This window comes from Streptomyces sp. NBC_01244, assembly GCF_035987325.1.
GTDB lineage: Bacteria > Actinomycetota > Actinomycetes > Streptomycetales > Streptomycetaceae > Streptomyces.
The window spans coordinates 9,389,806-9,408,721 of record NZ_CP108488.1 but is presented as its reverse complement, the minus strand read 5'-3'; the positions used below and the strand labels follow the sequence as shown (position 1 = coordinate 9,408,721).

Here is an 18,916-nt window from a genome sequence, read left to right as displayed (position 1 = left end):
CCCGCCTTCACGCCGACGGCCCGTGCGTCCTCCTGTGGCTGGTCGACGAAGACGGCCGCAGAGGTGAACCCTCTCCTGTCCGCGCTCGTCACGGTCGGAGACCGCCAGATGCACCCCCGCTTCCCGGCCGTAGCCGAACACTTGGTGGCTCTGTAGACGACAAGCTCGCCTGCAAGGCCAGACGCCCGAACCCCGCCACCACTCCCCCAACTACCATCGCTCAATGTGCGGGTGCCCGGGTACTCCCCGCCGCTGCCGGCCAGTACGCTCGCGCCCGTGAACGATCTTCGGGTGGGAGCGTCCGTAGTTGCGGGCGGACTGGTCATCGGCGCACTCACAGTCATGGGTGGATGGTGGGCCCTCACTGGCGGGATCTACGGCTGCACCGCCGCGGACGCGGCACTGCAGGACCCGATGGCTGACCAGGTCCGGACGCTCGGTACCCCGCAAGGAGCACAGGCCGGCGATGAGTCTTACTCAGGCTGTGACGACGACGACCGCTTCGCGTACGTCGGCCGGGAGTACGCCGAGCCCGCCCGCCGAGCAGACGTCGTCGCCTACTACCAGGCGGCCGCCACCCGCAACGGATGGCAGCCAGCACCGCCCGAGCCGAACCAGCCCGCCTCGCGCGACGACCCGGACCGCGAACGGATCGGACTCTGCTTCACCAAGCAGATCGACGGCGCAGCCTCCCATCTCGCCGTCTCCTGGGCATTCGAGGGGGAGCAGGGCTACACGGTGGAGGCACGGGCGAGCCAGAGCGGCAGGTCCTGGTGTCCGTGAGCCCCGCCCCGTACGACGGCGATGGACCGCTGCCCTCCTCGACCTCGCCGACTGGCTGGGCCGTTACGTCCCCTACAGCCCGAGCGTGTACGCCGGTGAACCCGAAGGCGGCCACCCGTACAGCACCGACTACTCCTGGAAGGGGAGGGCCGGTTGTCTCGGCGGCCTCCCCTTCGCGCGTGCAGGGAGGGTCAGAACACGAGGTCGGATGTGTTCTCGTCGACCTGCTTCAGGAACATGGTCTCGCCGGTCCGGAACGGGGCCTTCCAGGAGCCGGTGCTCTTGTACAACTTCGGCGTCTGGGACGTCACGCCGAGACCCATGAGGTCCGGGCGCCCGTCGCCGTCCGCGTCACCAGCGGCGATCAGCGGACGGAACGCGTTCCAGCCGCCGCCGATCTTCGTGCGGGGCGCCAACGTGCCGTCACCCTTGCCCAGGTAGAGCCAGAGGACACCATCCTTGTCGCGGGCAACGAGATCACCCGCGGTGCCGCCCGCCGTGTTGCCGACGGCCGTGACGTCGTTGTAGATCCCCCAGCTGGTACCGATCTTCTTGCGGGGAAGGAACGGCTTCGTGGCGCTGCCGGTGCCGGTGTAGAGCCAGAGCCCGCCGGACTTGTCGACGGCGAGCGCGTCCGCGCGGCCGTCGTTGGTCAGGTCGCTGCCAGACGTGATCTTGTCGTAGATCTGCCAGCCGCCGCCGACCTGGACCCGGGTGGCGAAGTCGCCGGTGCCCTTGCCCTGGTACAGCCAGAGCACGCCGGACTTGTCGCGGGCCAGGAGGTCGCCGACCGGCGTGCCGCCCAGGTTGCCGGCGGCCTCGATCCGGTCGTAGATGCCCCAGCCCGAACCCACGAGGGTCCTGGCCCCGGCCTCGTGGATGCCGCGCTGCATGTCGATCGGGCGGTAGAAGAGATCGGTGCGCCACAGGCGGCCGGCGGAGTCGCGGCTGAGCAGGTCGGGGCTGCCGTTGTCGTTGAAATCGTGCGGCTGGACCTTGCGGACGACCTTGAACGTGCCGTGGGCCGTGATGGCCGGGCCGATGCCGTTGGCCGGCTCGCCGGTCATCTCCCACGTGAACTCGCCGTTGGGGACGTCCTCGTCCCAGTTGTTGTCGACCCAGGCAAACACGGGCGTAGTGGTCGTGGTGGTGCCGGGTCGCACGGTCAGCGTGTGGGTCTTCCCGGTTCGCACATGGCGGACGGTCATCTTCGGGTTGCTCACCTCACGGGACAGCGTCCACTCGAAGGTGAACCCGTTGACCTGGTCGAGGTCAAGGACCGCCGGGGGCACGGCGGAGGCCGTGGCGGCGACCTCGGTGGGCTCGCCGGTCGCCGCAACCAGCTCGGCCTTCAGGGTGTCGCCGCCGGACGCGATCCGGTACATGCCCTCGCCCCGGCCGACAAGGCCGCCGCGCGCGTACAGGCTGCCGTCGGGGGCCGACGTGAGCTCGTAGGCGTGGTCGAGCACCTTGACCATCGCCTTGGTCGTGAGGTTGTAGGCCGTAATGGCGTGGTGGACGCTGGGCTGGGCAAGGCCCATGCCGCCCTTCTGCCCGTACACGACCCAGTCGCCGACCAAGCCGACCTGGAGAAGACCGGACGACGGCGCCGGGGGCACCGGGGCCTCCTGCACGGCTCCGGTGGTGCGGTCCGCAACGAAGACCCGGGGGCCCTGATCCGTCGGTGCGGCGGTGGACCAGGCGGTGTGGGTCGCGGAGACCGCCTGCACGCCGGGCACGTGGGCACCGGGGGTGAAGACGCCGGTGGCCAGGTCGAGCAGACCCCACTTGGCCAGCGAGTTCTGCGTGAAGGTGACCTTGGCGTGAGCGTGCGTAGCGGGCGTGACCATGACGGAGGCCGCGTCGGCGGGAAGCCCGGTGACCGTCACGGTGGGGGCCTCGCGGACGTGCTTGCGCAGCACAGTGCCCGCCTCGGTCACCACGGTCGTGAAGACGGCGTCACCCGCCGCCCCAGCCCAACTCGCGTCACCCGGCAGGGAACCGACGGCGACGACAAAGTCACGGTTCGTCGCCAGGTTCCGCTGCGTGATCATGTACCCGCCCTTGAAGACCTGGAAGTCGGTCGTCGGCGTCGACCGCAGGTACACGGTGCCGCCGTACCCCTGAGCGATGCCGCCCGTATAGCGCCGGAAGGCCGTGACGCCGGTCGGGGAAGTCGTCAGAAAGCCGGTCACACCGGCCCCGACGAGCTCGCTGCTCTTGGGGTACGCGATCGGGTCCGCGGTCGTCGTCGCGTCCGCCGCGCGTGCCCCGCCCGCGAACGGAGCGGCGTACGCGGGGGCGGTCAGCGTGGTCGCACCGAGCGTGACGGCAAGAACAGTGGTGACGGCGGCGGCGAGCCACCCTCGCTTCGAACGGGCCAGAGGCACGGACATTCCTCCCGGAAACATCAGGCGCACCATGCACCTCACCGGCTGAGACCCACGAGCGGCCAAATGGTTGCACGGAAGTCGACCGAGAGTCTGTCCACAAGGCGTTCTCCATACCCGCTCCATACCCCCATGGAACAAAACACTCTTCAAGCGGTGCTGGCGGCGGATTCCAGGGTGCTGAGCTCGGCGGCGGCTTCGAGCTGCCGGGGGTGGTTCAGCCGGACCAGAGCTTCGTGGGCGGCCTTCAGGGTTTCCCGGGCCTCCTCGTGCCGGCCGAGGTGACGCAGGACGACGCCCAGCTCGAGCCGGGCGGTCTCGCTCCAGAAGGACATCGGGTTCGCCGCACGAAGGGTCAGCACCTCACGCAGCGGGGCTTCCGCCTCGCTCCACCGGCCGAGCGCGGCCAGGTCGTTGCCGACGTTCTGGCTGACCAGGGCCAGGTAGGAATTGCTCACTGCGGTCGGCCGCCCCGGGATGCCCGCCCGGCAGAGCGTCTCGCTGCGGCGGTGGATGGCCAGTGCTTCCTCGGGCCGGCCGTCCAGGCGCAGGACCTGGCCCAGCGCGTTGAGGGCGGTGAGTTCGGCCAGCCTGCTCTCGCCACAGGACAGCCCGGCGAACTGGGCGACCGACAACCTCAGACGGGTGACGGCCTCCCCGATCCGGCCGAGCCGTTGGAGCGCCCCCGCGCCGTACCCCAGAGCCCAGCCCACCTGGAGCTCGTCGCCCGCCTCCCGGGCCGCCTCCAGAGCGGTGTCCGCGGCAGCCAGCGCTCCGACGTAGTCGAAGACGCACATGTTGCGGGCCCAGGCGAGGTAGTTCAGCTGCACGGCCACCTCACGGGTGCTGCCCAGCGCCCGGGCGGAGTCGGCGGCCCGCCGGAACACCTCGGCCCACAGCTCCCAGTCCATGGTGGCGTCGGAGAACCAGTGCATCGCCTCCGCCGCGTCGACGACCTGCCGGTGACGGCCGGTCGACTGGGCGTGGCGCAGGGCCCCGAGCCACTGGGCCCGTTCCTCCTCCAGCCAGGCCCGGGCCCGGTCGCGGCCGACCGGCGCGGTGGCCGGGTCGGGGTCGCCTTCCGCGTCACCCTGGTCGGCGGCCGACCCGTACTCGGCCTCGAAGTGCAGGGCGGCGGCGGTGGCCCGGCGCAGCGTCCAGCGGGCAGCCCGGTCCTCGGCGGCTGCGATCTCTTCGGGCCCGTCTTCCTCGGCCAACTGCTCGGCGGCGAACAGGCGCAGGAGGTCGTGGTAGCGGTAGCGGTCAGCGGTGGGGTGGGACTGCAGGAGGCCGGCGTCGACCAGGTCCTCGGCATGCCGGGCGGCCCTGCGGGTGGGCAGGTCGGTCAGCAGGGCGGCGGTCTGGGGGCTGAAGTCAGGGCCGTCGGCCAGGCAGGAGCGCCGAAAGACGGTCCGTGCCTGCGGGCTCAGTTGCCGGTAGGAGAGGGCGAAGGCGGCCCGGACCTCGAGTGACCCGGCCTTCAGGGTGTCGAGGCGACCGGGGTGGGTTGCAGGTCCATGCCGTGTAGGTCGAGGTGGAACTGCCCGTCGGGAAAGTGGGGTGCCAGGGTGTGGGCGGCGTGCACGGCGAAGGCGGTCTTGCCCAGGCCGGGCTGCCCGCAGACCACCGCCACCGGCGGACGGTCGGGGTCGCACTCCTCGGCCAGGGCCGCCAGCCGCGCCAGGGCGGGCCCGCGTGCGGTGAAGTCGCGCAGGTCGCGCGGGAGCGCGAGGGTGTGGCGGAAGGAGGGGTCCGGGGCGGGGTCCGGGGCGGTGGCGCCCGCCGGGCCCGCGCCTTCGGAAGGCCCGACAGCCGGCTTCCCATCGGCCTCCCCCGCCGGGCCGGTGTCCGCGTACGAGCCGGCTGCCGGCTCACCCCCGGCCCGACGCGCGCGGGGCCGTCCCCGGCGGGCGGCCCGTTCCAGTTCCTCGGTGCCGGTCGCGTCCAGCCCCAGCGCCGCGGCCAGGGCCGCCACGGTGCGCCGCTGCGGCCCCCGGGACCGGCCGCGCTCCATGTTCGACAGGGCCCGCACGCTCACCCCCGCGGCGTGCGCCAGCTCCTCCTGGCTCTGATCGGCGTCCATGCGCAGGCGGAGCAGGTGCTCGCCGAACCCGCCGGTGGCCGGTGTGTCCGTCCCCATGCCCGCTTGTCCCCCGGTGCTGCGCGGACCGGCCGGTCCGCCGGTCCTTTCGTCCGGCAAAAGTATGCCGGACCGTACTTCTGCCGGTGGAACTGCCTGGTCCGGATCGGTCGGCCGCGGTTGGCTGGGGCGACCCGGGAAGGAGCCCGACCAGCCCCCGCCCGGGGCCGGTCCGTCGCCGCTCCGCCCGCGCTCGCGCGTGCGGCTGCACGCCGGACGCGGGGGACTTCCGTACGCCCGGTCGCCGCCGTACCGTGCCCGCGGACGCCTGCGGCCGCTTCTACCAGGGGAAATTCACAATGAGAACCAGTGGTACCGCGCCCCGTCCGGGCGCCGACCGCCGTGCTCGCCTGCTGCGCCTGCTCGCCCTGCCGGTGCTCGCGCTCCTCGTCCTGGCCTCGGTGCTGACGGCCCCCACGGGGGCGGTGGCGGCGAGCAGCAAGTACGGGAACGCGCGCTACCACCAGTGGTCGTTCGTGACCTCGCACAACGCCTACGCCAACACCGACATGCACTGGCCGGTTCCGCCGAACCAGTCGCAGAGCATCAAGGAGCAGCTCGAGGGCGGGGTGCGCGGACTGATGCTCGACACGTACGACCCCAAGGGCACCGGTCCCGTCGAGCTGTGCCACGGCGGAACGGCCCTGTGCTACGAGCAGTTCAACTCCGCGCTGCTGACCGTCGTGAACTTCCTGCAGAAGAACCCGCAGGAGGTGGTGACGATCTTCCTGGAGAACTACGCGAGCCGCGAGACGCTGAGCAAGACCATCACGGACCTGCTGGACGCCAAGGGCGCCGGCAAGATGCTCTTCGACCAGAACGACTGGGGCATCTTCAGCAGCAACTGGCCGCGGCTGAAGGACATGGTCTCCGCCAACCAGCGCCTGGTGATCTTCCAGGACAGCTGGGGCGACGTGGCCGCCGGCTCCGGCACCCTGATGAACACCTGGTCGCACACCGTGGAGAACCGGTACAGCTACGGCAAGGGGCAGCCGTTCGGCTGCGAGTCGCGGAACGACAATCCGCTCAGCACGAACCCGATGCCGGGGACGACAGGCCTCACCCCGCTGTTCACCATGAACCAGTTCAGCTCGGACAACCTCGACCCGAAGGCCTACGCCAAGATCGACAACGGCGCCCAGCTCAAGAGCCGGATCGAGAAGTCGTGCCGGCCCGCCGCGGGCGGCCGCAACCCGAACTTCGTCGCGGTGGACCACTACCAGCTCTCCGACAACTCGGGCCTCACCCCCGTGTCGGTGGTCGACGGGCTCAACCGCGACAACTACGTCTTCGAGCCCGACCCGGCGGTGTGGACCGTCAACGACGCCAAGCAGTACGTCAGCACCTACGGCACCAACCGCTGCATGGTGCGCGGCGAAGAGTTCCCCGACGGCTCCGGCGGCCTGGTCACGCAGCGGGCCTGCGCGAACCCGGCGCCGAGCAGCCACCAGTGGACGGCCACCAAGCCGAACTACGACGGCAAGGGCCACTACTGGATCAAGGCGGGCAACGGCTCCTGCCTGACCGTTCCGTACAACAACGGGACCCCGCCCGGCGACGGCACGCAGCTCTTCTGGTGGCCCTGCGAGACCAAGTGGTTCTCCGGCAGCCAGCTGTGGAACGTCATGCCGACCAACACCGACAGCAACGGCCAGTCACACGGCTACTACTTCATCAACCAGTGGACCGGCAAGTGCCTGACCCTGGACCCCGGCACGTCGACGGCCAAGGCAGGCAAGGTCACCCAGGCCGCCTGCCCCAAGCGCTGACGACGGACCGACGCACGACCGGACGGCCCGGTCCGACACCGCACAGGGGCGGTGCCGGACGGGGCCGTTTCCCGTGTCCGCCAGTGCTGTGACCGGAAAGGTTCGCCGGTTCCGCTGAGGGGGCACTTGCGTACTCTGCTGGGACAGGAGGGTCTTGGGTGATGGAGGAACAGTGACAGCACAGGATCCACCGGTGGCACGTCTACGGGTTCAGAACAACGGTGCCGAGCTTCCGTGAAGGGTCAGGACGCCGCCCAGGACGCGTAGGTCATCATCGCCCGCCGGGACCGAACCGAACTCGTGCTGCCCCGCCGGACGATGTGCGGGAGTTTCCGGCCCTCCTGCCCGGTGAGCCGGCGAAGCCGGACCGGTTGCGCCATCCCGCCTCCCCACTGGTCCGGGAAAGCATTTCCAAACGGCACCACAAGTAACCCGACGAACCTTCCCGGTCACAGCACTGGCGGTACTCGACCGTCAGCGCAGCCGGGACGCGACCAGATTCCTACCGGACTGCCCGTACTCCTAAGCCGAATGGCTGTGCCCAGTACGTCTAGAACTGGCGCGAGGGTGCCGAGCCGGTCAGCGACTTGAGCAGGTGCACGTCCGCGTGGCCTCCAGGGATGCCCGGGATCCGACCGGTCTCGACATAGCCGTGGCGCTGGTAGAAACCGGGGGCCTGGAACGTGAAAGTGGAGACGGCGACGCGATCGCAACCGCGTCGCTGTGCCTCCGTCTCTGCTGCCCGCAGGATCGTGCTGCCCCAGCCGTCCTTGCGGCTGTCGTCGCGAACCCACAGCAGCTCGATGCCGCACAGAGTGCCCCAGGTCCATGCGGTTAGCCCGGCGACCAGTTCACCCGCTTCATCGGTGACCTTGGCCGAGAACGTACCGCGGTCAGACACGCCGGTGGCGGCCGTGTTGAAGGCGATGAGTTCCTCGGTCAGTCGGTCGTCGAGCTCGATGTCGCGCTCGTCAATGGTCAGTGTCGGGCCGGAGCTGTGGTGAATCGTCACGGCGCGGAGTATGTCAGTCGACCCGGCTCCGCGACACGTGATTGCCCACTTCCTTGATCCACTTTCACAACACGCCCTAGTTCGACACACCGTTCGAAGTCAGTCAGGCAGCGCTACGGTGAGGTCCACCTCGACGAGCTGTCCCGCAAAGCCCAGCTGGGTGACGCCCAAGAGCGTGCTGGCGGTGGTGAATGCCGGACCCAGGGCAGACTCGGTGAGCCCACGCCATGCGGCTCCGAGAATGTCCCTCTCATTGCTTCGCACGTAGATCACTGACCTCACCACATGTTCAGGCTGGGCACTCACCGCTGCCAGGGCAGTGATCGCGTTCGCGACGACCTGGTCGACCTGCGTCTCGAGGGAACCGGAACCGACGAGGTCACCATTCGGATCAAGCGGGCACTGACCCGCCAGATAGGCGGTACGGCCTGCCTCCACCACGGTGATGTGGTGGTAGCCGGGCGTCTCATGCAGCTGCTCGGGGTTGATGCGGGTGATCTTCTCGGTCATGTCAGCGAGTCTGACCAGCTTGGTTCCAGCACGCACCGCATTTTCCCCACCGGCAAGCACTCCGCAGCGACATGAGGTCAAAGAACGAGCGTACGAACGCGCGTGGTACCGACTGCCGCGCACTTTCCGGCTCCTGACGTCCCAGCCGTGGGTAGGAGAACCAGCCCGGCCGGCTCCGCGCATCACGACGGCGCGCAGCCAGCCTTCCCCGGCCTGTTCCAGCACCCCGTGGGCCCTGCCGGCGTGATCACCGGCCGGACCGGGCGCCGGCCATTCGGCCTCGGCAGCCTGGAATCTCCAGCGGGTCTCCGCCGCTGGAGAGTTACTTCCCGTCGGTGATGTAGTAGTCGTCCTTGAGATATTCGAGCACGTAGCTGCCGAGGTCTTCCTCGGAGAAGGTGGCGGAGGACCTGACCGCTTCGAGCGGCATTTCGATCGAGTCGAGCGTGCGCACCTGAACACGCTGCGGATCGACCGTCGCGGTTTGCAGGGCCTTCTTCTGCTCGGGTGAAATCATCTGGAACACGATCGCGTACGTCGTCGTACACGGACCGAACCCCTGATCCTCTGCCTTCTTCGCTCCTGGCCCTGCCACCTCGCAGACCGTCCCGATGTCCTCACGACCGAGGCCGTGAAGGTACTGCTCGTACCGCTGGATCGCGCGCTCCTTCGTTCTGGGTGCGGGCAGGTCAGCGGTCACAACGGCCGAAGGCTGCCCGGTTGCGGCGGAGGCCGACGGCGTGCCCGAGGGTACGTTCGCAGGTGTGGACGCGGACGGCAGCGACGGCTTCGCGCCGGCGTCCTCCTTTGCTTCGTCCGGACCACACCCGCACGTCAGCAGCGCCACGCATGCCGATACCGCTGCCACGCTCACCATCGCCCGCGACGTCATCAGATTCCCCTCCACCAGCCGACTGCCCATCAAGAACTCACGCACGATCATGCCGAACGGTTCCCGCCCCCGACCCGGACGCCGTGACCGCCGGGCGTCCCCCGCACTGCGCGCAGCGCTCGCGGCCATCCCACACGGACCAGCCGAAGTCGGCCGGGGCGAGGGCATGGCCCTCGAGCTCGTTGCGGACGGCCTGACGGTAGGCCCAGACGGCTTCCAGGTAGGGGTGGTAGATGTCGTGGAAGGCAGGGGTCGAGATGCTGGCGCCCGCGGCGACCGTCCGCCGCAGGGCACGCAGACATTCGAACATCCTCTGGCCCGCAGCCGCGATCCGGGCGCTGGCATCGAGGAAAAGGCGCTCGCGCACCTCGTAGATGCGGGCGTCCGTCAGCGCCAGCCGGCTTGCTTCCTCCAGGCCAGTCGCCTCGGCTCCGTGCTGGGCGAGGCGGCGCAGTTCGGTATGGGCCGCGCCCGCTGCCGCAATGAACTCCGTGTACACGTCCCGGCGGCGCGCCTGAAGACCGCGGCGGTGTTCCTGGCGGGTGCGCAAGCGGTCGGCCAGCACCGTCCCCGCCATCGCAATCAGACCGCCGCCCAGTGTGGCGACCAACGTCCCCCACTCCATACCGTGCCCCCAGCCGGTTGTTCGGAACGGCGCTCCCCCGTCCCACCCCTCCCCCAGATCATGCCCGACGGCCGGGGCCGACAGCGCACGCCGCCTGGTGACGGGTACGGAGCCCGGCCGGTTACCTTCTTCACCCGACCAGCCGCCATGACATTCGCGGCGGCTTTTCCCCGGACTCATGCGCCGTCCGAATCGGACAGCACCATCATCTGCGTCATGACCGGCACCGAACCAGACCTGGCCGAGGGCCGGGCGTCACGCCGGACCGAGAGCGCGCGAGGCCAGGATCGAAGCGCGCAGGCACCGAACGCACGACAGCCGGAGTAGGACCCGGCTCGGCCGCCGGGGAGCGCTACGCGCCGGCCGGCTTTCGCCGACTCATCGCGGAACGGGCCCAGCGCGCACGGGACAGCGCGGACCTTGCTACTGGCCGGCTGCCTCGCGCTGAACGCCGTGGTGAGACAGCCGTCGACTCCCTCACAGCGCATCCGCCGGCAGCCCGATCCCGAACGGAACCGTCCATCGAGGACGGGACCCGGTTCTCAGGTGGTGCCGGCCTTCGCGGCCTCTGCGACGTCGGCCACCTTGGGGTCGGCCCGTCGCGGCTTGCGGACGAGCGGGACCGTCGCGCACGCGGCGAGCAGCGACGCCGCGGCGATCGCGTACCAGCCGTGCTGGAACGCGACCACAGCTTGTCCGGGGGGCGGGGTGCCGAGGACACCGACCAGGATCGCGACGCCGAGGACCGCGCCGACCTGGCGGCCCATCGAGGTGATGGCCGAGCCGGTGGCGAAGCGCTCTGGCGGCAGGGCGGCCGCCGACACCCCGGTCAGGACCGGGAGCGTCATGCCGACACCGAGGCCGGTCAGCATCATGCCGGGCAGGAGCGAAGCCGCGTAGGCCGAACCGGTGTCGAGCGTCGCGGCCCACCACAGGATGCCGGCCGCGAACAGGACCGTTCCCGCCAGCGCGATGCGGCCCGCACCGAATCTGGCGACGGCGGGCCCGATCAGCAACGCGACCGGCGGCACCAGCAAGGGGCCCGGCGCGATGGCCAAACCGGTGCGCAGAGCCGAGTAGCCCCACACGCCCTGGCACCACAGCACCGCGCCGAGGAGCATTCCGGCGAACGCGATGGTGAACAGCGTCAGGGAAGCCGCGGCGGATGCGAATGCCGGAACCCGGAGCAGTGGCAGCTCGACGATCGGCGCGGGGTGGCGGGCAGATCGTAGGACGAACCAGACGCCGAGCAGCACCGCGGCGGCCAGGCCGCCGAGGGTGCCGGCGCTCGTCCAGCCCCAGTCGGGAGCCTTGACCAGGCCGAGTGCGAGCGTTGCGATCGATCCGGTGAGCAGGGCGGCGCCGAACAGGTCGGGCAGCGGACTTTTCTGCGCCCCGGCGCGTCCGGGTGACGGCAGCACCTTGACACCGAGCGCGAACGCCGCGATCCCCACGGGCACGTTGACGATGAACACCCAGCGCCACCCGGCTTCGACCAGCAGCCCGCCGGCCACCGGCCCGAGTCCGGCGGCGATCCCGCCGATGGACGCCCAGGCCCGCACCGCCCCGGCGCGCTTCTCAGGGGGCGTCGTGTCGAGCAGCAGCGCGAGCGACGTCGGCATCAGCAGCGCGGCGCCGGCGGCCTGCACGAGCCGTGCCACGACCAGCGTCCCGATGTTGGGAGCGAGCGCGCAGCCGACCGACGCGAGGGTGAACACCGCCAATCCGGTCAGGAAGACCGGCTTGTGGCCGGAGCGGTCGGCGACGCGGCCGGCGACCACGAGGAGCGCCGCGAAGACGATCGCGTAGCCGTTGAGGACCCAGGAGAGCGAGCCGAGGCCGCTGCCTCCGAACGAACTGCCGACCGCCGGAAGGGCCACGTTGACGATGAAGAGGTCGAGGTTCGACATGAAGACCGCGGCCACGACCGTCGCGAACACGGCTCGGGACGCTCTTGGTGAGTTTGAAATTCCAACTATCATGGGCCGGAGGCTAGCCGTGCAAGTTTGAAAACACAACGGACTCGGGAGAGGATGGGGACGTGACCTCGAACGCAAAGCAGGGCGAGAACGCGGTTCCGCACCCCGAAGTGCCCGGTCGGCCGTGCTCCGTGGCCGCCGCGCTGCAACTCGTCGGCGAACGCTGGGCCCTCCTGGCGATCCGCGAGATCTTCTACGGCAACCAGCGCTTCGACCAGATCGTCCGCAACACCGGCGCCCCCCGCGACCGCCTCGCCGCCAGACTGCGCGCACTGGAAGAGGCGGGCGTGGTCGAGCGCCGCGCCTACAGCGAGCGCCCCTTGCGCTTCGAATACCACCTCACGCAGGCCGGCCGCGATCTCGCACCGGTGATGCGCGCACTGCTGGCCTGGGGCGACCGCTGGGCGGTGGACACTCCGCCAGTCGCCTTCCTCCATCGCGGCGGGCCCGGCTCCGAACATGACGCCGAGCACGACCTCGATCTGACGTCGACATGCCGGACCTGCGGTGAGGAGGTCGGACCGGGAAGTCTCACGATCGACGTGCGCGCGCCTGGATGGGATCAGGCCGGACCGCTCGAAGGCTCCTGAACTCAGCAGCGATATGGCGTCTTCCCCGGGGCACCGCGCGCGAGCACTGAACCGGGCAGCCCGTTACCCGCGGTGCCCCAGTCGTTCTACGGTCATCCGGCCGGGGAGGTGCAGACGGGGTGGTTGCGGCAGCTGAGGTCGGCGTCGGCGAGGTTGGCGCCGTCGAGGTTCGCCTCGGTGAGGTCGGCGTCATGGAGATTGGCGCGCATGAGGTTGGCGCTCGCGAGGACAGCGTGACGGAGGCCGGCGTTGCTGAGGTTGGCGCCGGTGAGGTCGGCACTCAGGGCGTTGGCGTTGCTGAGGTTGGCACCAATGAGGATGGCACCCCCTAGTTTTGCGCCGGTGAGGTTGGCTTCGGTCAGGTTCGCGTCAGTGAGGTTCGCGCCGGTGAGGGTGGCATCAGTGAGGTCGGCGCCGGCGAGGTTGGCCTCAAGGAGGTTCGCTTCGGCGAGGTCAGCACCGGTGAGGTCGGGCTTGATGCCAGGGTTGTCCGTACGCCACTGGTTCCATTCCGACAGGCTCCTTTTGAGCAGGGCGACTTGTTCGGCATCGGCTCGCTGGGAAGCGGCGGCCACTTTGAGAGTGGGGGCGGCGTAGGCGTCGGGGGCGGTCAGGGCGCAGCCGGAGAGGATGAGCGCGGCGATCAGGGTACGGGAGATGGTGATGCTCGTTCGCATCCTGAGTCCTTTCGACCGGGTGAGGCTCCCGCGGGATGACGCGAGCCACCCCAGGCCTGCCCCCCGCACAGGCCTTTCTCACGCTTGAGGGACCTGAGGCACTCTTCTGGTCGCGGCCAGGTCTTGCGGCCCCGCCACCCCTCGTCAACGCGAGTCCCAACCATCACCCAGGTGGCCCCCCTCCCGGACCCGGGAACTGCCACCTGCCGCAGCCCGACTTCCATGCGGGCGCGGCCTGCTTGCGCCCCGGATGCGGAATCGCGTGATACATCTCCGTTGCCGTAGGCCGATCCGCAACGAGATCGCAGACGGCGACCGCAGACGCTCCCAAACGAGCAAGCCCGCTCCCCTCGCGTCTGCACTCTTCCGCTGAAAGACCACTCCTGCCCGCCCCGTAGGCTCACCCCATGCGGCCAAGGACAGCCCGCAGAACACCGCCAAACACTGGCAGGACTGCACGGACGTGTACGACTTCCTGGAGCAGATCCGGCTGAGGCCCGGCATGTGGCTGCCGGGGGGTTCACTACGTCATCTGGAGGCTGTCCTCACCGGCTACCGCGTCGCGCTAGGCGTGCACGCGATCGACGAACCCTTCGATTTCTGGCCCGAAGAGCGATTCACGCAATGGCTTCACGAGCGTGGCGGAACGTCCAGCTCCCTCGGCTGGGCCGCCGAGATCGAACGCACCACACCTCCGGACTCCACTCCGATCGAGGAGTTCTTCCGGCTGCTGGACGAGTACCGGCACCATGCCGACTCGACGACGACGCCGAGCACCTCGAAGACCGGATTCCCCGGCATCGAGTACATGGGCAACACGTTCGTCACCCTCTTCTGGCGCCAGCGGCTCCTCAACCAGGCTGTGCAGCGCCTCGAAGACCGGGACTTCCGCGTCGTCCGGCTGGCAGCGGGCCAATGGAGCACGGAACAGGACATGCACGGTGCGGTCGCAGCCGCCCTGCAGTTCCCCGATTACTACGGCCACAACCTTGACGCGCTCAACGACTGCCTCGGCGATGTTGCCTGCTACGGCGGCTACGGCGACTCAGCGGAGGGCGCGGGACTGGTCCTCGCCTTCACCGACTACGACCGATTCGCAACTGCCTGCCCCCGGGCCGCGCAAGTCGTACTCGACATCATCGCCGACCGGGCCCATCGTGCGGCCGTACTTCAGCGCCGGCTGATCTGCCTGGTGCACAGCAACGACCCCGACATTCGATTCGAGCCGGTCGGCGCCATGCCCGTCGTGTGGAACAGCGATGAATGGCTGGACTCCAACCGCCGAGGTTAAGCGGGCGAGCGCGAGCATGTCAGAGCTCACGGTTAGCATCCGCCCGTGAACCCTGAGCTGCTATCGACCATCGCTGTCCCCCTCCCGCCCGGACGGTTGATCACGTCCGATGAAGGTGACGGAGGCGCTCAGGCCCTGTGGCTGAGCGACGGCTCCGTATCCGCAGAGTTGTGGACGCGGATCCGCGACGAGCATCCCCGCTCAGGCGTCTGGCCCCTGCTTCTCGACTCGGGGGACCCCGAAGACAGCGACTTCCGTCCCTGGGGCACCGGCGAGCTCTTTCCCGAGCAGATGTCATCACCCGACGACCACGACCCGGCCGAGCTGCTCGCAAAGTGGTGGGCGACGTACACCGCGATCGATGATGACGACGACATGCTGTCGCCCGACAAGCGGCTGGCCGTCACGGCCCCCTTCGGGCAGACCTGGCCCGGCCTCGCACCCCACCGTGAAGACGCGACGGACTCCGGCCGGCTGGCCGCGGAGTACGCAGAACACTTCGTCCTGGGTCGGCCACGGTCACGTCTGGGCCTGGTCGCCGCGCCTTCCGGCGCCGACGCCCTCGCCCTCGTCGGCTGGGACGGACCTGCCAACTGGGACAACGACACCGCCACGTTCTCCGCGGTGATGGGCGACTGGGAACAACGCTTCGGTGCATGCGTCGTCGCCGTTGGATCCGACACACTCCACCTGAGCATCGCCACGCCCCCGGCGAGCAGGGAAGACGCCCTGCTCGTCGCGGCCGAACACTTCGCCTTCTGTCCCGACAACATCTGGCAGGGCCCCCGCCCCCAGACCCTTGACGCGTATGCCGAACGACTCATCGACACGCACTGCTGGGAATTCTGGTGGGACTGATCCTGGCCCGTCGGGAAGCGATCACCCGATAGCTGGGGAGCGATCTTCGAGCCCGCGGCCTGACTCAGGTCAGCGGTACTCGTGAACAGCCCGCTCTGGGCACGCCAGTTGTCCACGGGCTGCTCGCCTGGCCTATCCGCGCAGGTTGGCGGGGTCGACGTTGACCAGGTTGCGGCTGGCGTCCCACAGCCGCGCCGCGACAGCGGTGTCGGCGAGATGACTCCATACCGCTTCTTGTCTAGGTGTGCCGCGCAGACCGAAGAGGCGTGGTCCCCACAGCTGTCCTCCGCGCGTGGCCGGGTCGAGCACCGCTCGGACCGCCGGCCATGCGCCGGCGTCCTTGCCTTGGACGAGTAGAGCGGCGGGTGCCGTGCGCAGCCGTGCGCCGACGCTTCGCACATGGACCGGTGGTCGTGACGGGGTGAGGGAGTCCAGCGCGCCGCCGGGGTGGACTACCACGCTCTCCGCCGAGCTGCCGAGGGTGCGCAGGCGGCGGCCAAGTTCGAGCCCGAAGTACATCTGTGCCAGCTTGGATCGTCCGTAGGCGCGTTTGGCCCGGTACTCCCGCCGGGACTGGAGGTCTTCCAGGTTCAGCCGTTCGGATTTCGCTGCGAAACTGCCGACGGTCACGACACGTGCCGCAGGCGCGGCCGAAAGCAGCGGCATCAGTCGGCCGGTCAGGGCGAAGTGTCCGAGGTGGTTCGTACCGAACATGAGTTCATGACCGTCTCCTGTCTCGCGACGCGGCGGGTCGTCGCACGCGACGCCTGCGTTGTGGACCACCGCATCGAGGGCATTCACCTCCAGGGATTCCACCACTGTGCTGAGAGACGACAGGTCTGCGAGGTCCAGCGGTATGGCGCGTACCTCCGCGCCGGGCACACGCGAGCGGATGGAGGTCAAGGCGGCTTGGGCTCTCTCCGGGTTCCGGCTGCCCAGCACGACGGTGGCTCCGGTCGCGGAAAGCTGCTCTGCGATGAAGTACCCAATGCCCGCGTTGGCGCCGGTGACCAGGAAGACGCTGCCGTCGGCACGCGGCAGCCGGTGAACATTCCAGGGCGGGGTGTAGGACGTTGGCGACATGACGGGAGGCTCCCTTGATCCGGCAGGACGAGACGATCGTGGCCGCTCCAAGGGGAGCGGCTTGTCATCCACGGTTCCAGCGAGAACCGACACATCGCCTATGGACCGCCGACCGCCACGGCCGGGATACCGACACTCCGCCGACATGCCGCATCTTGCTCCATGTGCGGTGTCCGGCCAGGGACAACGGTGGGTGACTCACCGGTAGGCAGCGGGGTCCTGCGGCGCGCCGTGGGACACCCCCTGAGAACCCGCTCCCGCACGAGGAAAAGAGTGCCGCTCATGCGCACGCCACCCCCCCGCCCGCTCCCGGAACAAGTGGCGGGGGCGGCTCGCCCTGGCCACCGCGCTGGCCGCAGTCGCGGTCCTCGCCGGGATGCTCCCCGCAGCCGCCAGCAACGGCACGATCTGGACCACGCTGCCGAGCATGCCCACCGCACGAAGTGGCCTCGGATCAGCCGTGGCACCCTGTCCGCCCGGCCAGAGCGGCACCTGCGTCTACAGCATGGGCAGCTCCAACGGCAGTGACCTGGCCACAGCGGAGTCGTACAACCGGCTCACCAACGCCTGGTGGGCGGCTACGACAACAGCGGCTTCCTGAACTCGGCGGAGGTCTACAACCCCGCAAACAACTCCTGGAGCACGGCGGCGGCCATGCCCACACCCAGAGATTCCCTGGGCGCCGCCGCAGCGGCATATCCGCCGGGGCAGTCGGGAACCTGCGTGTACGCCGTCGGCGGCCTCGGCAGCGCCAACTACAGCAGCACGGTGGAGTCGTACAACCCGGCCACGAATGCCTGGAGCCCGGTGGCGTCGCTGCCCGGAGCCCGGGCCGACATCGGCACGGCGGCCACCACCTGCCCACCCGGGCAGAACGGCATCTGCCTCTACACCGTGGGCGGCTTCAACCAAAACGGCGAGCTTGGCACCGTCCAGTCGTACAACCCCGCCTCGAACCTCTGGACGGACCTGCCCCCGTTGCCGACCCCCCGCTATGGCCCCGCGGCAGCCGCCATGCCGTGTCCCGTGGGCGTGGCCGGCAACTGTGTCTACACCTCCGGCGGCCGCTCGGGCGGGGGCCTCACTGGCGCGCTGGAGGCACTCGACCCTCCCCAACCGTCGAGGCACTGAACCGGCCTCCACGAAGCTCCTGCCTCCCCGTGGGCACAGCGAGCGCGACCCCCGGCACTGAGCCGATCAAGGCGGGATCCGGCCGGTGGACCCCAGGAACAGCGTGCCCACGGTGTCCGCGAACGCAGTCCTGGCAGGCCGGCCGGTGGAGCTCGCCCGGGTCCTCCGTCGCCCCTCGGCCCGGGCGGGCCGCCACCACGCGCGGTGGCGCGGGTCAGCGGTAGGGGCTCCAACGGCCGAAGCGGGCCGACAGCTTGTGTGCCGCGTCCTCAGTTAGCCCGAGGTGCGCGGCGGCCTGTCTGGCGTCCGAGTCAGCTCGGCCACCGTCACCCCGCGTCGTCCGGCAGGCCCGACGGCTCCCTTGGCCAGCACTCGGGCAGGATGTCCGGGTGCAGACATCGGAGCTGATCGCGCGGGCGGCCGGACTGGCCGACCAGGGCGCCCGCCGGATCCTGGGCATCGCCGGGCCTCCCGGTGCGGGGAAGTCGACCGTGGCGGCGCTGATCGCGGACGCTCTCGGGCCGGAGCGTGCCGTGGTGGTGCCCATGGACGGGTTCCACCTCGCGCAGGGCGAGCTGGACAGGCTCGGGCGGGCAGAGCGCAAGGGCGCCCCGGACACGTTCGACAGTGCCGGATACCTGTGCCTGCTCCGCAGGCTGCGGGCACCGGGCGAACGCACCGTCTACGCACCGGCCTTCGACCGCTCCCTCGAGGAACCGATCGCGGGCAGCATCCCCGTCGCCCCGGGCGTGCCCCTGGTGATCACCGAGGGGAACTACCTCCTCGACGACGCGCCGGAATGGGCACCCGTACGGTCGCTCCTGGACCAGGCCTGGTACTTGGCACCGGACGAGAGCCTGCGCGTGCGGCGCCTCATCGACCGGCACGTCCGCCACGGCAAGGACCCGGAGTCGGCCCGCGCTTGGGTCGCCGGCTCGGACGAACCCAACGCCCTCCTCGTCGCACGCGGCCGCCACCGCGCCGACCTCATCATCGGCGCCGGCGCCGGCTGACGATCGTGGCGCGGCGCTCTGGCACGGGACGTCGCGCGGACCCCCGGCCTCATGATCAGCCGGGCCCCGATGGCCCGGCCGGCGCTCGCCGCCGGCGCGCGCCTGCAGGCGAAGCCGCCCCACGCGGAGCGAGGCCGGGCGAGGAGGCCCGGCCCGGGACGGAATCCGGTCTG

Annotated in this window: 18 protein-coding genes; 8 read left to right on the top strand and 10 right to left on the bottom strand. The window is 70.0% G+C overall.

Going from position 1 to position 18,916, the window contains the following annotated elements; genetic code table 11:
- Positions 1-276: 276 nt before the first annotated feature.
- A complete protein-coding gene (locus tag OG247_RS41900; protein WP_327257207.1) occupies positions 277-783 on the top strand; it encodes a hypothetical protein in 507 nt (168 codons plus the stop codon).
- Positions 784-974: 191 nt separating this feature from the next.
- Here the strand turns inward: OG247_RS41900 and OG247_RS41895 are convergent, their stop codons facing one another.
- The 3 genes from OG247_RS41895 to OG247_RS41885 all read right to left on the bottom strand — a co-directional run bounded on the left by OG247_RS41895 (position 975) and on the right by OG247_RS41885 (position 5,313).
- On the bottom strand, positions 975-3,179 hold the full coding sequence (locus tag OG247_RS41895) for an FG-GAP repeat domain-containing protein (RefSeq protein ID WP_327257206.1): 2,205 nt from the start codon (positions 3,177-3,179) through the stop codon (positions 975-977).
- 143 nt (positions 3,180-3,322) lie between these two features.
- Entirely contained in the window at positions 3,323-4,390 is a 1,068-nt protein-coding gene (locus OG247_RS41890) for a tetratricopeptide repeat protein (RefSeq protein ID WP_327257205.1), read from the bottom strand.
- 263 nt (positions 4,391-4,653) lie between these two features.
- Entirely contained in the window at positions 4,654-5,313 is a 660-nt protein-coding gene (locus OG247_RS41885) for a helix-turn-helix transcriptional regulator (RefSeq protein ID WP_327257204.1), read from the bottom strand.
- Between the two features lie 299 nt (positions 5,314-5,612).
- On the opposite strand from OG247_RS41885, the gene OG247_RS41880 reads away from it, so the two are divergent.
- Positions 5,613-7,082 carry a phosphatidylinositol-specific phospholipase C domain-containing protein gene (locus OG247_RS41880; protein ID WP_327257203.1) on the top strand — a complete coding sequence of 490 codons (1,470 nt, stop codon included), beginning with the start codon at positions 5,613-5,615 and terminating at the stop codon, positions 7,080-7,082.
- Between the two features lie 550 nt (positions 7,083-7,632).
- Here the strand turns inward: OG247_RS41880 and OG247_RS41870 are convergent.
- From OG247_RS41870 to OG247_RS41850, 5 genes are all read right to left on the bottom strand, one after another.
- Positions 7,633-8,094 carry a GNAT family N-acetyltransferase gene (locus tag OG247_RS41870; protein WP_327257202.1) on the bottom strand — a complete coding sequence of 154 codons (462 nt, stop codon included), beginning with the start codon at positions 8,092-8,094 and terminating at the stop codon, positions 7,633-7,635.
- 99 nt (positions 8,095-8,193) lie between these two features.
- Positions 8,194-8,604 carry a RidA family protein gene (locus OG247_RS41865; protein ID WP_327257201.1) on the bottom strand — a complete coding sequence of 137 codons (411 nt, stop codon included), beginning with the start codon at positions 8,602-8,604 and terminating at the stop codon, positions 8,194-8,196.
- A gap of 322 nt (positions 8,605-8,926) precedes the next feature.
- Positions 8,927-9,547 (bottom strand): hypothetical protein, encoded by a 621-nt coding sequence (locus OG247_RS41860; protein WP_327257200.1) that lies wholly within the window; start codon positions 9,545-9,547, stop codon positions 8,927-8,929.
- Complete coding sequence (locus OG247_RS41855; protein WP_327257199.1) at positions 9,534-10,106, bottom strand: CchlQ; 573 nt, start codon at positions 10,104-10,106, stop codon at positions 9,534-9,536. Before OG247_RS41855 ends, OG247_RS41860 begins: the two co-directional genes overlap by 14 nt.
- 557 nt (positions 10,107-10,663) lie before the next feature.
- Positions 10,664-12,061, bottom strand: a complete 1,398-nt coding sequence (locus OG247_RS41850) for an MFS transporter (RefSeq protein ID WP_327257198.1) — start codon at positions 12,059-12,061, stop codon at positions 10,664-10,666.
- A gap of 101 nt (positions 12,062-12,162) precedes the next feature.
- Here OG247_RS41850 and OG247_RS41845 point away from each other — a divergent pair, with 101 nt between their 5' ends.
- Positions 12,163-12,690, top strand: a complete 528-nt coding sequence (locus OG247_RS41845; RefSeq protein WP_327257197.1) for a winged helix-turn-helix transcriptional regulator — start codon at positions 12,163-12,165, stop codon at positions 12,688-12,690.
- A 92-nt stretch (positions 12,691-12,782) separates the two neighbouring features.
- Here the strand turns inward: OG247_RS41845 and OG247_RS41840 are convergent, their stop codons facing one another.
- Entirely contained in the window at positions 12,783-13,367 is a 585-nt protein-coding gene (locus OG247_RS41840; RefSeq protein ID WP_327257196.1) for a pentapeptide repeat-containing protein, read from the bottom strand.
- Positions 13,368-13,830: 463 nt separating this feature from the next.
- On the opposite strand from OG247_RS41840, the gene OG247_RS41835 reads away from it, so the two are divergent.
- The gene (locus OG247_RS41835) at positions 13,831-14,658 is read left to right on the top strand and encodes a barstar family protein (protein ID WP_327257195.1); all 828 of its coding nucleotides are present in this window, start codon (positions 13,831-13,833) and stop codon (positions 14,656-14,658) included.
- A gap of 45 nt (positions 14,659-14,703) precedes the next feature.
- The gene (locus OG247_RS41830) at positions 14,704-15,516 is read left to right on the top strand and encodes a DUF4253 domain-containing protein (RefSeq protein WP_327257194.1); all 813 of its coding nucleotides are present in this window, start codon (positions 14,704-14,706) and stop codon (positions 15,514-15,516) included.
- A gap of 132 nt (positions 15,517-15,648) precedes the next feature.
- Here the strand turns inward: OG247_RS41830 and OG247_RS41825 are convergent, their stop codons facing one another.
- Entirely contained in the window at positions 15,649-16,599 is a 951-nt protein-coding gene (locus tag OG247_RS41825) for an SDR family NAD(P)-dependent oxidoreductase (protein WP_327257193.1), read from the bottom strand.
- Between the two features lie 427 nt (positions 16,600-17,026).
- Here OG247_RS41825 and OG247_RS41820 point away from each other — a divergent pair, with 427 nt between their 5' ends.
- From OG247_RS41820 to OG247_RS41810, 3 genes are all read left to right on the top strand, one after another.
- The gene (locus OG247_RS41820) at positions 17,027-17,200 is read left to right on the top strand and encodes a hypothetical protein (RefSeq protein ID WP_327257192.1); all 174 of its coding nucleotides are present in this window, start codon (positions 17,027-17,029) and stop codon (positions 17,198-17,200) included.
- Positions 17,170-17,730 (top strand): Kelch repeat-containing protein, encoded by a 561-nt coding sequence (locus OG247_RS41815; protein WP_327257191.1) that lies wholly within the window; start codon positions 17,170-17,172, stop codon positions 17,728-17,730. The genes OG247_RS41820 and OG247_RS41815 overlap by 31 nt, the downstream gene beginning before the upstream one ends.
- A 389-nt stretch (positions 17,731-18,119) precedes the next feature.
- Positions 18,120-18,743: a nucleoside/nucleotide kinase family protein gene (locus OG247_RS41810; protein ID WP_327257190.1), complete on the top strand. Its 624-nt coding sequence runs from the start codon at positions 18,120-18,122 to the stop codon at positions 18,741-18,743.
- The last annotated feature ends 173 nt before the right edge of the window (positions 18,744-18,916 follow it).